The sequence below is a fragment of the Porticoccus sp. genome (genome assembly GCF_965660005.1).
GTDB lineage: Bacteria > Pseudomonadota > Gammaproteobacteria > Pseudomonadales > Porticoccaceae > Porticoccus.
In genome coordinates, this window is the sequence record NZ_CBFHYF010000001.1 from 1 (window position 1) to 13,576 (window position 13,576).

The window sequence follows — 13,576 nt, forward strand, 5'->3', positions numbered from 1 at the left end:
GAAAACGTAATCACGAACATACTCCTCGCGAAGGTCATCCACATAGATTTCCTTCACACCCAATGCCGCCGCCTTGGCGCGGGCCGGCTCAACTTCCTCACCCTGACCGATATCTGCGGTAAAGGTGACAACCTCGCAGCGATAGGTTTCCTGTAGCCACTTGACAATAACCGAGGTATCCAACCCCCCCGAATAGGCTAAGACAACTTTTTTAATGTCGGACACGACATGACTCCTGATTGGTATTTTGTGGGATAAAAGTGCGGGCTATTCTAATCGTTAAACAGACAGTTTCACAGTAAGCAGGGAACGCTGCCGGACCGCTCTGACGATCGATCAATGCGCAAAATCCTTTGACTGACAAAGGACTCACCACGTTTCCTCTGTTAAGCCAGCAACGATTCCGGTAGCATGGATTCACTCAATAACCACCCGCAGCAACCAACTTGACCATGACCCGATTAACTATCACCCGGCCCGATGATTGGCACCTGCACCTGCGTGACGACCAGTTACTTGCCTATACCGTGCCGGATGCCGCGCGATATTTTGGGCGCGCCATCGTCATGCCGAACCTGCTCCCACCAGTCCTCAATACCGTTCAGGCACTTGCCTACAGAGAGCGAATTCTGGCCCGCCGTCCAGTGGACAGCAAATGGCAACCTCTAATGGTGCTCTATTTGACGGACAATACCGATCCAGCCGAAATAGAACGTGCTGTAGCGTCGGGACAGGTGGTGGCCTGCAAGTATTATCCCGCCGGCGCGACCACCAATTCGGATTCCGGCGTAACCAGGCTCAACAATATCTATCCCGTTCTGGCGCGTATGGAGCAGTGTGGAATGCCCCTATTGCTGCATGGCGAGGTCACGGATACTGAGGTGGATATTTTTGATCGGGAAGCGGTGTTTATTGATCATCATCTAACCCGTCTGGTCAGTGATTTCCCCGCCCTGAAAATCGTACTCGAACACATCACGACCTCTGAAGGTGTGGAATTTGTGGCCGGGGCCGGCCCTGATGTCGCCGCCACCATTACGCCACAACACCTACTGTTCAACCGGAATCAACTGCTCGCCGGAGGTGTCAGGCCCCACTACTACTGCCTGCCGATACTCAAGCGACAACATCATCAAGAGGCCTTGATTGCGGCCGCTACCAGCGGCAACCCCAAGTTTTTTCTGGGTACGGACTCTGCACCCCACAGCACCCATCGAAAGGAAACTGCCTGCGGCTGTGCCGGTTGTTACTCCAACCATGCCGCTATTGAACTTTATGCCGAAGTCTTTGATGAGGCCGGTGCGCTGGACAAGCTGGAAGGATTTGCCAGTTTCTTCGGCGCAGACTTCTATGGCATGCCACGCAACACCGACACCATCACGTTACATTTTTCGCCCTGGCAAACCCCGGCCTACTTGCCCTTTGGCAGCGACACCCTCACACCGTTGGGTGCCGGGGAAACCAGACAATGGAGTGTTGAATAATCATGCATCCGCCTATTTCGGATCGCTTCAGAGGCTTTCTTCCCGTCGTTATCGATGTCGAGACCGGTGGATTCAACGCTGCCACGGATGCTTTACTGGAGGTAGCTGCTGTCACACTGACCATGGATGAAGATGGCATCCTCATGCCCAGTGAAACCATCTATCATGCGGTGATCCCATTTGAGGGAGCCAATGTCGAAAAAGCCGCGCTGGATTTTACCGGCATTGATATAGATGACCCCTACCGGATGGCGCTGGAAGAAAATGAAGCCATGAGAGCTCTGTTTCAGCCAATTCGCAATGCAGTAAAGGAGGCACACTGCAGCCGCGCGGTCATGGTGGCACACAATGCCCATTTTGATCTGGGATTCGTCAATGCCGCGGTTGAAAGAAACGGCATCAAGCGCAACCCCTTCCACCCATTTTCCTGCTTTGACACTGCCACCCTGGCCGGACTTGCCTACGGCCAAACAGTACTGGCACGGGCCTGTGAAGCGGCAGAAATCGAGTTCAGCAATGGCAAGGCCCACTCTGCTGCCTATGATGCCGAAAAGACGGCCGAACTGTTCTGTGGTATTGTCAATCGCTGGAAAGATCTTGGCGGGTGGTATAAATAAACCAGTAAACCGGGTAGGCAGCGTGTTCTAAATGCCATCCGTTCAAAGTCATCACAAACACTATCAAGGAACAATCATCATGAGCAGCAAAATTAGCGGTAAAACCAAGGCAATTATCGCGCACATTACTTTGATCGGCTGGATCATTGCGCTGGTGCTCAACATGCAGAAGCGCGACAGCTATACATCATTCTATATACGCCAGTATCTCGGCATCATGATTTGCGGATTGGTGGGCAACCTGGTGTTCAGCATGATTCACAATTCCCTGGTGATGATCTGGGCGATACTGATACTGGTAGCTTGGGTAATCAGTCTCGTTGGCGCCATTACCGACAAGGAGACCGAGATTCCCTATCTGGGCCGCTACTTTCAGGACTGGTTCAAGGGCCTTTAAATCAGAACTCTGGGTATAGAACCCCGAGGATAGCGCCCGGACATGCCGCCTGGCGCTGGGGGAACAGCCCAATCTAATACTGGGAAGCCGGCAATCTCACCACCAGGCCATCGAGGTCAGCTGTGACTTTGATCTGACAACTCAGGCGACTGGTGGGCTCCGGGGCCGGCACCATCTCAAGCATCAGACGCTCGCTGCCCTCGGGTGGCCCGACTTTATCAAACCAGTCCTCATCGACATAACAATGACAGGTGGCACAACTGCAAACACCCCCGCATTCACCAAGAATGCCGTCAATCATGTTATCGACGGCACCCTGCATCACGGATTGCCCCACTGACACCTCCGCTTCATATTCTGCACCATTGGCTTCAACGTAATGAATTATCGGCATATAACAACCTCTGCTTAACCTATTGTGGCGGTTCAATCCAGCCAGCTTTTTGGATCAATGGTTTCATCAACCAACGCCACAGGATCCACTGCAAGCGCTCTCACCAACAATTGCCTGGCAACCATAAACTCTTTTGGCCGATTGATACAGTCTGCCGCCAGAAGCCGACCAGCACGGAGATACCAGACAACAAAGCCTTTCTGCCGGTCTTGAGCACCCCGCACAACCACCTGGTCATAGCCCTCGCTCAGACCGGCAATCTGCAACTTCAACTCATATTGGTCAGACCAGAACCAGGGATAACTCTGGTAGGGGACAAGCCGGTTGCAGAGCACCCCTGCCGCTGTTTTTGCCTGTTCGACCGCATTGGGAACGGACTCCAGACGCACACGGCGTCCCAGCAGGCCGTTCGGGTGATTGGTGCAATCACCAGCGGCAACAATATCCGGGTCAGATGTCCGGGCAAACTGATCAACCAGAATGCCATCATTTACCACCAGGCCACAGGCCTCAGCCAACTCGACATTCGGGATAACACCGACACCGACAATAATCAGGTCTGCGTGAAAACGACTGCCATCAGTGCAACTCACCCGTTTGGCACCGCCATGATTATTTTCTATGGCAAGCACCTCAATACCGGTGCGGATATCCACTCCCTGCTCCCGATGCACCCCACTATAAAAATCGGACACTTCCGGGGCACAAACTCTGGCGAGAATACGCGTCTGCAGCTCGAGCAGCGTTACCTTCATCCCCAGACCACGCAGTATGGCAGCCGTCTCAAGACCGACATAACCACCGCCAATGATAACGGCGCTTTTACCCGGTGAAATATTGGCACGAATCCCGTCCACATCGGCAAGGGTTCGCAGGTAAAAAACCCCGGGGCTGTCAACTCCCCGGATATTGGCAGGCCTGGCACGCGCACCGGTACAAAGTGCCAGCTTGTGATAGTTCATCTGTTGGCCATCATCCAGCACGACAACTTTTGTCGCCCGGTCAATACTCATAACACGGCGCCCGGTCAACAAATCGATACCGTGACTGGAATAAGCTGCAGCTGGGCGAATCAGAATATTTTCAAGCGTTCTCTCACCGGCAAGGTAATCCTTCGAAAGTGGCGGACGTTGATAGGGGGCATGCGGCTCTTCACCTATCAGTAAAATATCACCCGTCCATCCCTGCTGACGAAGGGACGACGCAAGTTGTGCCGCAGCGTGGCCGGTACCGACAATAATCATACGCGGATTCATTGGCATTCCACCCTGATCAAAAATTAATTATCCCCTGCTCAGAAACAGGATCAACGAGTCAGACCCATGAATATCAGCCCGCCATAAAACAAATGGTCCATCATATTAACAAGCGGTAACAATGAATATCCGGGTTGGCAGACAAAACGGCATAAAGCGATTATTACGCGTGGCAATTCTGTCTCGCATAGCGTTAGAATAACTGCCCTGTCGAACACCCCTCGTCCGCCTCTGTGCTAGCAGACATATTATTAACCGAGAAAAAAATGGCTGATTCATTCAAAGAAAGTGCTCTGCGTTACCATACCCACCCGGTTCCGGGAAAAATCGAAATCCGTCCCACCAAACCGCTGGCCAACAAGCGTGACCTTTCTCAGGCATACTCGCCCGGCGTAGCCTATGCCTGCGGGGCTATTGTAAAAAACCCCACGGAAGTTGCCAATGTCACAGCCCGGGGCAATCTGGTAGCCGTGATTACCAATGGCACCGCCGTGCTGGGGCTCGGCGACATCGGTCCGCTGGCCGCCAAACCCGTCATGGAAGGCAAGGCAGTACTGTTCAAAAAATTTGCCAATATCGACGTATTTGATATTGAAATCGATGAAACCGATGTCGACAAACTGGTTCATACCATTGCCTCGCTGGAACCCACTTTTGGCGGTATCAACCTGGAGGATATCAAGGCACCCGAGTGTTTCCTGGTGGAACGCAAACTCAGGGAACGCATGAAAATCCCGGTTTTCCACGATGACCAACACGGCACGGCGATTGTGTCTGCCGCTGCGGTCTACAACGGACTGAGAATCGTCAACAAGAACATTGAAGACATCAAACTGGTGGTAACCGGTGCTGGCGCAGCCAGTATTGCCTGCGTGGATCTGCTGGTCAGCATTGGCCTGCAAAAAGTCAATATCCGCATGATCGATCGCAACGGCGTTATCTACAAAGGCCGGACAGAAGGCATGAACCCCTGGAAAGAAAGCTATGCGGTGGATACTGAAGACCGCACACTGGACGATGCCATCGACGGTGCCGATCTGTTCCTGGGCCTATCGGGCCCCGGCATTCTGAAAGTCGATATGGTCAAAAAAATGGCACCCAATCCATTGATTCTGGCCATGTCCAACCCCACCCCGGAAATCATGCCGGAAATCGCCAAAGCCGCCCGCCCGGATGCCATTCTGGCCACCGGTCGCTCCGACTATCCAAATCAGGTCAACAACGTTCTCTGCTTCCCGTTTATTTTCCGTGGCGCCCTCGACTGTGGTGCCACGGTCATCAATGACGCCATGAAGCAGGCCTGCGTAAAAGCCATTGCCGATCTGGTTCACCTCGAACCATCGGAGGCCGTGGCGGAAGCCTATGCCGGTGAAGTGCTGAAATTCGGACCAGAGTATCTGATTCCGAAACCCTTTGATCCGCGTCTGATCGAGGAAGTCCCCCTGGCGGTGGTAAAAGCCGCAATGGAAAGCGGTGTTGCCACCCGACCCATTGAGGACCTGGAGGCCTACCGCAACAAACTCCACTCCTATGTGAGCCGCAGCCGCCTGTTCATGCAACCGATGATCGAACAGGCACGTCGTCACCCATCCCGCATTGCCTACGCCGAAGGAGAAAATGACGACGTGCTTCGCGCCATGCAGGGCATCGTCGATGAGAAGGTTGCCAGGCCGATTCTGATCGGTCGTCCCGCCGTGATCGAGCGAAAAATTCTGGAAATGGGGCTGCGCATTAAAATCGGCACCGACATCGAGATTTTCAACCCGGAAGAAGGTGATCACCACCAGAATTACTGGCAGTTCTATCACCAGCGCGTGGGCCGAGACGGCGTGTCCGTGGAAGCAGCCCAAAACACAGTGCACACCAACAACACAGCATTGGCAGCCATTATGGTCGCTCTGGGTGATGCCGACGGACTGATATGCGGCAAAGTCGGTCGTTTTGACAAGCACCTGAAAGACATCCGCAGCATCCTGCCACAAAGCAGCACCACCGAGATGTCATCGGTCTGCGTACTGCTGATGGAGGATGGCCCACTGTTTCTTGCTGACCCATTCGTCAATGTAGACCCCACAGAAGAACAGGTCGTCGCTACCGCGCTGAACACCATCAACTTCGTAAAAAGTTTTGGGATAGAGCCCAAGGTGGCGCTGCTCTCGCACTCCAACTTTGGCACCTACGACGACCATTCTGCCCACAAGATGAAGCGGGCCGCCGAGCAGTTGCGCAATCAATTACCCGATGTCGAAATTGAGGGCGAAATGCACGCCATGTCTGCCATGAACGAGACCCTGCGCGGCAAAACCTACCAGAATGCCAATCTTCAAGGTCGCGCCAATGTATTGATCATGCCCAACATGGATGCCGCCAGCATCACCCTGGGCCTGCTGCGCTCACTGACCAATGCCCGGTTGGTTGGTCCCTTCCTGTTCGGCTTCGACAAACCGGCCCATATTCTGATTCCGTCTGTTTCCGGACGAGGTATCCTGAATATGACCGCGTTGATAGGGGCGGACATCACCTCAAAAGTAGAATGAGGAATAATTCACCATAAAAAACGCGGCAGAAGCCGCGTTTTTTATGGTTGTAACGGAATAGACCCGCACAACCTAGTAATGCGGCGGTTTTTCTTCCCCACCTTCTTCGTCCGGCAACTTGGCGGCAATCTCACCGAGTTGCGCACGCAACGCTTCAGCGCGGGCAGTCAACCGGTCGATCTGACCCTGCTGCCGATAAACTACATCATTCAACTGCTGTAGAGTATCTTCCTGAAAGGTCAGTCGGGTTTCGATATCCACCAAACGATCTTCATTCATTGCCCATACCCCTCAAGTATCGAATGGGCCACAAAAAAACCGCAGAAGAAGCCTTCTGCGGTTTTTTCCAAAGACAAATCTGAGTATCAGAGTTTGCTTGAGTTCTCTGCAAGATAGGAAGCCACACCAGTGGGAGAAGCATCCATACCCTTGTCACCCTCTTTCCAGCCGGCGGGACAAACTTCCCCATGTTTCTGGTGGAAAGACAGCGCATCAACAATACGCAGCATTTCATCAATATCACGACCCAGCGGGAGGTCATTGACGATCTGATGACGAACAACACCATCTTCATCGATAAGGAAAGAGCCACGGAAGGCAACACCAGCCTCATCGAATTCAACATCATAGGCCCGACAGATTTCGTGCTTGACGTCGGCTACCAGCGGGTATTTAACCTGGCCGATCCCACCTGCGTTAACGGGTGTGTTTCTCCAGGCATTGTGGGTAAATACCGAGTCAATGGACACACCAATGACTTGCACGCCACGTTTTTTGAATTCATCAAGGCGGTGATCAAATGCAATCAGCTCTGATGGACAGACAAAGGTAAAATCCAGAGGATAGAAAAAAACGACCGCCTTTTTTCCCTTGATGTTGTCTGACAGCGTAAATGCATCAACAATTTCACCGTTACCCAGTACTGCACCAGCCGTAAAATCCGGTGCTGCTTTACCTACTAATACTCCCATAATCTAGCTCCTTTAATGGTCTGTTTTTCTGAAGGAAAATAAGGGCCAGCTGTTGTAGCCCATGCTCGAAATCCTGAACTCAATCTTACACAATCAGCTTTCTGTGTCTCATTGTAATTAGCTATAACTACCATAAGCCCAGTTTAACAACGGAACTAACGCTTACTCGGCAGCTTTCTGCGCAGCTTCTTTGACCAGCGGTGCCAACTCGCCTTTCTGGTGCATGTCTGCAATGATGTCACAACCACCAATCAGCTCGCCATTAACCCACAACTGCGGAAATGTAGGCCAGTTGGCATATTTTGGCAGATTAGCACGAATATCCGGATTTTCCAGAATATCAACATAGGCGAAGCGCTCACCACAGGCCATTAATGCTTCGACTGTACGGGCGGAAAACCCACACTGGGGCTGATTGGGGGAGCCTTTCATATAGAGAATAACAGGGTTCCCTTCCACCTGCTCACGAATGGTTTCCATAATATCCATTGATATAAACCTCTGACTGAAATTGGAGCAATAAAGAATAGCTGACTATTACAGTCAACTATTTTACTCCACTGCCAACCAATCTAAAACCACCTGCCTGAAAAAATATTTCGGACCAGTTAATCCGCACACCCTCACACACCGTAAAGATCGTCAGGAGCAGATCGTTGCGAACCCGTCAAAACCGCTATAATATGCCTGCTCCTGGGCAGCGCAACTCGCGTCTGCCTTTTTTCGTTTTGGAAGAGGCCATGACCAGCGACGCATTGATGAACAATTACGGTGCCAGAAAAATCACCCTGACTAGAGGTCAGGGAACCTGGGTATGGGATGACCGGGACCATCGTTATCTGGATGCCATTTCCGGCATCGCCGTCTGCGGACTGGGTCACTCGCACCCGGCCGTGACCAAGGCCATCACGGAGCAGGCAGCCACACTACTTCATTGCTCAAACCTCTACAACATACCTGTACAGGAAGCGCTGGCCGAACAATTGCGTAACATATCCGGCCTGAGCAAACTTTTTTTTTGCAATTCCGGCGCCGAGGCCAATGAAGCCGCCATCAAGCTGGCGCGTCTATTTGGCCACAGCAAAGGGGTAGATCAGCCCGCTATTATTGTCATGGAAAACGCCTTTCACGGCCGCACCATGGCGACACTTTCTGCCACCGGCAATCGCAAGGTGCAGGCGGGTTTTGAACCGCTGGTGGGTGGTTTTGTCCGGGCACCCTTTAACGATCTGCAATCGCTACACACCATCGCCAAGAATAATCGCAATATTGTGGCTATTCTGGTTGAGCCGATTCAGGGGGAAGGTGGTATACGAATTCCTGCAGCAGACTATCTGCCGGGACTGCGGGAAATATGTGATCAAAATGACTGGCTGCTGATGCTGGACGAGATCCAGACCGGTAATGGACGGACCGGATGCTACTTTAACTACCAGCATTTCAACCTGTTGCCAGACGTTGTGACGACGGCCAAGGGGCTGGGCAATGGAGTGCCCATTGGCGCTTGCCTGACGGGAAACAAGGCAGCTGATCTGATGCAACCCGGCAGTCATGGTACTACCTTCGGCGGCAATCCGCTGGCATGTGCAGCGGCGCTGGCCACTGTCAGCACCATTCTGGATCAGAATCTGTGCCAGCGAGCTACTACCATGGGCGACTATATAAAGCAGCGTCTCACCGAGCGCCTTGCCGGGCACTCCGGAGTCGTTGAAGTACGGGGCCAGGGACTCATGCTGGCCATTGAGATGAGCGAACCCTGCTCTGAAATGGTGACAAAGGCCGCCGCCAACGGTCTGCTGATCAATGTTACGGCCCAGTCCGTCGTCAGACTGCTGCCAACACTGACCATCAGTGAAGACGAAGCAGATCAACTCGTTCAGATACTGGGTGAACTGATTACCCGGGGGTAACCAAGCATGGCTATACGACACTTCCTCACTTTGCAGGATCTCTCCAGGGACGAACTGAAAGCAATCCTGCACCGGGCGATAGAACTAAAGGTTCAGCGCCAAAAAGGCACGGATGACCATCCGTTCTCAGGCAAGGTTATGGCTATGATTTTCGAGAAATCCTCCACCAGAACCCGGGTTTCCTTTGAGACAGGCATGGCTCAGCTGGGTGGCAGTGCCCTGTTCCTGTCACCGAATGATACTCAACTGGGGCGTGGCGAACCGGTTGAAGATTCTGCCAAAGTGATTTCAAGAATGGTAGATATCATCATGATCCGCACCTTTGGCCACAACCGCATCATCACCTTTGCGGAAAACTCTTCAGTGCCTGTCATCAATGCCCTGACCGACGATTTTCACCCCTGCCAGTTACTGGCAGACATGCAAACCTATCTGGAACACCGGGGCAGTATTTCCGGTAAGCGAGTGGCCTGGGTCGGCGACGGTAACAATATGTGCCAGTCCTATATCAATGCGGCAGACAGGCTGGATTTTGAGTTGGTCATCGCCTGCCCCAAAAGCTATGAACCCGATGCCGCGCTGCTGGAGAGGTTCAGTGACCGGGTATCCATTGTTCGCGATCCCCTGTTGGCGATTACCGGGGCGGATCTGGTGGTCACCGACACCTGGGCATCCATGGGCCAGGAGGAGGAAAAGAAATCCCGGGAGCGCGCCTTCCAGGGCTTCCAGGTCAACGAGGAGATCATGCGGATGGCGGCCCCGGACGCTCTGTTCATGCACTGCCTGCCCGCTTACCGGGGCCTGGAAATCAGCGAAACCATGCTGGAATCAAAGTGGTCCGTGGTATGGGATGAAGCAGAAAATCGCCTGCACGCACAAAAAGCGCTGGTTGAGTTCCTGCTTAACGAGACAACAAACAGGCCGCAGTAGATGCCCTAGCGAAACAGCTTCCAGGGAAGTTCAGCGAAATTGGTCAGGGATTCACCAACGCGATATTTCATGAAGCCACTGCCGGTAAGTGCCTGGCGCCATAAATCGATAATCTGATCGCTGTTACTGATACCGGTTTTGGACCAGGTGGCGAAGTGTTCGCAGTTGTTGAACACCAGATCGAAGGCAAACTCACCCAATCGGCTCTCGGCACGCTGCATCACCGCATCCGCCGAAAAGTCCAGTTCACCCGCTTTCAACCCTCGCAAATTGTCCATCAGACGATTCAAACCACGGGTAGTCCGATCCAGAATATCACCACTTTTAAGCGTCTCAAAAAACCGTTCGTAATCCCGCACATGAATCTCGTCACCGCGGGCAAACTTGTCAATACTTGTGCGCCGCACTTGGCGCGGTGTCACCCAGTGATCACTGGTGTAATGAATCACCGTACCGTCCCCGGCATCAATACCGTGGTGAGCGTAAACCCCACCAAAGCGAAGTGCGTAAATATGGTCACCACGCGCCATAGGCCAAGTCCAATTTCCCTTCGAAACACTGTTTAAGGGACTGCTCAATAATAGCAGTTTAACGGGGTATCTCTACTGCCTGTGATATTTATCACTTTCGTGGTTGGCGGGGATTAAAGTGGCAGCTCATCAGCACCCGAGCACCACACAAAAAGGCATTAACTGGAGAAGTATTGGCAACAAAATGGCTAAAGTTGGAAGATATTTTTACCCTGTCCCCACAATTGCTCGATTTGGTTCCGGTAAACATCAAGAGCGCCATTTGTCCAGAAATCATCGCTTCCCACGCCGTTATTCACAGCAAGTAGTCCCTCGGTTGTGAGCCTGCGAACCACTTCATTTGCCACCGCGGTTGCTGTATTGACGATAGCAACGTCAGGCCCCGCCAGTTCGGCAATTAAATGAGACACATGGTTGTAGTGTGTACAGCCGAGAATAATGGTATCAACCCTTTTTTCAAGGAGCGGGGAAATGTAACGCTTCAACAGCGCAATCGTTCTGTCACTATCGAAGCTCAATGATTCTATTTGAGCAGCCAGATCAGGACAGGATTGAACCTCAATCTTCACGCCACTTGCATAGCGTTCCGCCAAACTAAAAAAAGCATTTGTTTCAAGTGTTCTAGGCGTTGCCAACACACCAATCACACCGGTACGGGAGCGAAGTGCAGCGGGCTTGATTCCCGGCTCCACACCGATGATCGGAACCGAATATTGAGACCTGAGCTCGGCAATCGCCGACGTGGTAGCCGTATTACATGCCACAACAACAACCTTCGCACCATGGGACACCAGAAATTCTGTGATAGCTCGCATACGCGCCAACAGGAAACTGTCTGCCTTATCCCCATAGGGAGCATGAAGAGAATCTGCAACATACAAGATATTTTCACTCGGCAACAACTCCCTGACTTTTCGCGCAATTGACAGCCCACCAATGCCCGAATCAAACAGCCCTATCCCACTGGAATTGGTCATCTAGCTAAACACCGGTACTGGAGAAACTGGACAGGTCAGACGAATAATAAGAATGGTTCTCATCTGTCACCGACCCCTTTATTGTTTATTGCCGCGACCCCTTTATTGCCGGGCGGTCCCACACCATTGCTTTGTTAGTACTATTGGCCACGGGGAGGGCTTGGCCGCTGTGGCTTTTGAGTATTTCCTTTCACGCTTCTCTCAGGTGGTCTTGGGGGCGGCGGGGGCGGCGCTGGTTTTGTCATGTTGAGTTTCCGTAGTGTTGTTTAGGTAGAAAGGTACAGCAGCAGCAAATGCTAGAAATAAAGAGAACATCAATGCAACGATAGACCTGTATATATTGAAAGATCTGCGGTCATTATTTATTGCATTTTCTGACGCGAATTGTGCGTAGTAATCAAACAAAAAAGCATAGAAGTACTCGTTGGTTAGTTTTTCACTCTCATCATACTCTTTATATGTATTTTCAAGCTCGACGTAATAATCCTCAATAGTTCTGGCCACGGGTAATAACTTGTCCGTGTGACCGAACCAAGCCATTCTGAAAAACCATGCACCTACCAAAAGAGCCAAAGACGATAGAGAAAACAAACTCCAAAATATTACAGACAGATTTCCACCATTAAGTTTAGCATCTGAATTTAGCATAAATGATAAAAATGCTATTACCGCTAAAATTACTGTAAATGGCAGACTCAGACGGCCACTAACCTTCTCAATTCTTTCTAGCTCATGAAAATACAGTCTTTCGTATAGGGAAAATCTATCTTTTCTATTCATCGTAGTTCCGTACTACATTGCACTAACGCCAAAATGTGGGACGAAATGCGCAGCATTTTGTCCCACACCATTTACTTGTTAGGGTTTTTTGATTGATAAGATTGGAGTGTAGCAATGAGTTCCTCAGGTGATTTTGCATTTATGATTTTGCCGGATATTTCGCTGGAAGCCTCCACAACTGCTTTGGCCATAATTGGTGAAAGCTCTGCATGGAACTTTGTAATAAGTTTAGACCAGCGGTAAAAGTGGTAATTAAGGTAAAGAGATGAACATAGTACCTGGATTGCTACTACTGATAATCGGAGTCTTTCTAACGGTTGTGAATCTAGCCCTATCCAAGTCGTGTTCAGAATACCGAGGAGAAAGTACACGACAGACACACCTGATAGCAGGGCTATTATCAATCTTTTGGATTGCAGAGTCGGTGCGCGATTTATTATTTCTGCTCGAATATCCATGAGAACCCTAACATTTGTATATCGCGCACTCGCGCTTTGCCGAATCTGATATTCGGCACCTTTTGATAACGGATTGATACAGAACAGAAAATTGAGACATATCCGATTCCCTTCAGAATAAAGCGAGTTTTTCCTATATCTAAAATAATAGGACCTCGTTATCTTTTCTCGCGAACCTGCAACGCTCTATTATATTTGGATATTTTTTTTCCGGTTCGCATGATAACGCGCATTGACTGAGTATAAACCGAGAAGGGGATTTAATAACACCTCGATATCCTGTATACAAAAAGAGCCTATCGAGCACGCATACCTATTTAATTTAGACGGTGCCC

15 protein-coding genes are annotated in these 13,576 nt (G+C 51.2%); 6 read left to right on the forward strand and 9 right to left on the reverse strand.

The annotated features are described in order from the left end of the window. Positions 1 to 225 (reverse strand): argininosuccinate synthase domain-containing protein (locus tag ACTF5G_RS00005; protein WP_438950765.1); only part of this gene is annotated, 225 nt, incomplete at its 3' end. A 227-nt stretch (positions 226 to 452) separates the two neighbouring features. Between ACTF5G_RS00005 and pyrC the strand changes: the two genes are divergently transcribed. The 3 genes from pyrC to ACTF5G_RS00020 all read left to right on the forward strand — a co-directional run bounded on the left by pyrC (position 453) and on the right by ACTF5G_RS00020 (position 2,498). After that, positions 453 to 1,484: a dihydroorotase gene (pyrC, locus tag ACTF5G_RS00010; RefSeq protein ID WP_438950766.1), complete on the forward strand. Its 1,032-nt coding sequence runs from the start codon at positions 453 to 455 to the stop codon at positions 1,482 to 1,484. Positions 1,485 to 1,486: 2 nt separating this feature from the next. After that, entirely contained in the window at positions 1,487 to 2,101 is a 615-nt protein-coding gene (rnt, locus tag ACTF5G_RS00015; RefSeq protein ID WP_438950767.1) for a ribonuclease T, read from the forward strand. A gap of 79 nt (positions 2,102 to 2,180) precedes the next feature. Next, on the forward strand, positions 2,181 to 2,498 hold the full coding sequence (locus tag ACTF5G_RS00020; protein ID WP_438950768.1) for a hypothetical protein: 318 nt from the start codon (positions 2,181 to 2,183) through the stop codon (positions 2,496 to 2,498). A gap of 73 nt (positions 2,499 to 2,571) precedes the next feature. Here the strand turns inward: ACTF5G_RS00020 and ACTF5G_RS00025 are convergent, their stop codons facing one another. Next, complete coding sequence (locus ACTF5G_RS00025; RefSeq protein ID WP_438950769.1) at positions 2,572 to 2,892, reverse strand: 2Fe-2S iron-sulfur cluster-binding protein; 321 nt, start codon at positions 2,890 to 2,892, stop codon at positions 2,572 to 2,574. A gap of 32 nt (positions 2,893 to 2,924) precedes the next feature. Continuing rightward, positions 2,925 to 4,148, reverse strand: a complete 1,224-nt coding sequence (locus ACTF5G_RS00030) for an NAD(P)/FAD-dependent oxidoreductase (protein ID WP_438950770.1) — start codon at positions 4,146 to 4,148, stop codon at positions 2,925 to 2,927. A gap of 266 nt (positions 4,149 to 4,414) precedes the next feature. On the opposite strand from ACTF5G_RS00030, the gene ACTF5G_RS00035 reads away from it, so the two are divergent. Continuing rightward, positions 4,415 to 6,685, forward strand: a complete 2,271-nt coding sequence (locus ACTF5G_RS00035; RefSeq protein ID WP_438950771.1) for an NADP-dependent malic enzyme — start codon at positions 4,415 to 4,417, stop codon at positions 6,683 to 6,685. Between the two features lie 72 nt (positions 6,686 to 6,757). On the opposite strand, the gene ACTF5G_RS00040 is transcribed toward ACTF5G_RS00035, so the two are convergent. The 3 genes from ACTF5G_RS00040 to grxD all read right to left on the reverse strand — a co-directional run bounded on the left by ACTF5G_RS00040 (position 6,758) and on the right by grxD (position 8,145). Beyond that, on the reverse strand, positions 6,758 to 6,964 hold the full coding sequence (locus ACTF5G_RS00040; RefSeq protein ID WP_438950772.1) for a SlyX family protein: 207 nt from the start codon (positions 6,962 to 6,964) through the stop codon (positions 6,758 to 6,760). 86 nt (positions 6,965 to 7,050) lie between these two features. Then, a complete protein-coding gene (locus tag ACTF5G_RS00045; RefSeq protein WP_438950773.1) occupies positions 7,051 to 7,656 on the reverse strand; it encodes a peroxiredoxin in 606 nt (201 codons plus the stop codon). 162 nt (positions 7,657 to 7,818) lie between these two features. Then, complete coding sequence (gene grxD, locus ACTF5G_RS00050; protein WP_438950774.1) at positions 7,819 to 8,145, reverse strand: Grx4 family monothiol glutaredoxin; 327 nt, start codon at positions 8,143 to 8,145, stop codon at positions 7,819 to 7,821. A gap of 251 nt (positions 8,146 to 8,396) precedes the next feature. Here grxD and ACTF5G_RS00055 point away from each other — a divergent pair, with 251 nt between their 5' ends. Together ACTF5G_RS00055 and argF are read left to right on the forward strand one after the other, a co-directional pair. After that, on the forward strand, positions 8,397 to 9,566 hold the full coding sequence (locus tag ACTF5G_RS00055) for an aspartate aminotransferase family protein (RefSeq protein WP_438950775.1): 1,170 nt from the start codon (positions 8,397 to 8,399) through the stop codon (positions 9,564 to 9,566). Positions 9,567 to 9,572: 6 nt separating this feature from the next. Continuing rightward, a complete protein-coding gene (gene argF / locus ACTF5G_RS00060) occupies positions 9,573 to 10,496 on the forward strand; it encodes an ornithine carbamoyltransferase (protein ID WP_438950776.1) in 924 nt (307 codons plus the stop codon). A gap of 5 nt (positions 10,497 to 10,501) precedes the next feature. On the opposite strand, the gene ACTF5G_RS00065 is transcribed toward argF, so the two are convergent. From ACTF5G_RS00065 to ACTF5G_RS00075, 3 genes are all read right to left on the reverse strand, one after another. Next, complete coding sequence (locus tag ACTF5G_RS00065) at positions 10,502 to 11,026, reverse strand: lecithin retinol acyltransferase family protein (RefSeq protein WP_438950777.1); 525 nt, start codon at positions 11,024 to 11,026, stop codon at positions 10,502 to 10,504. Between the two features lie 188 nt (positions 11,027 to 11,214). Continuing rightward, positions 11,215 to 12,003 carry a glutamate racemase gene (gene murI / locus ACTF5G_RS00070; RefSeq protein ID WP_438950778.1) on the reverse strand — a complete coding sequence of 263 codons (789 nt, stop codon included), beginning with the start codon at positions 12,001 to 12,003 and terminating at the stop codon, positions 11,215 to 11,217. Positions 12,004 to 12,204: 201 nt separating this feature from the next. Further along, positions 12,205 to 12,783, reverse strand: coding sequence for a hypothetical protein (locus tag ACTF5G_RS00075; RefSeq protein ID WP_438950779.1), 579 nt, complete (start codon positions 12,781 to 12,783; stop codon positions 12,205 to 12,207). Positions 12,784 to 13,576: the final 793 nt, after the last annotated feature.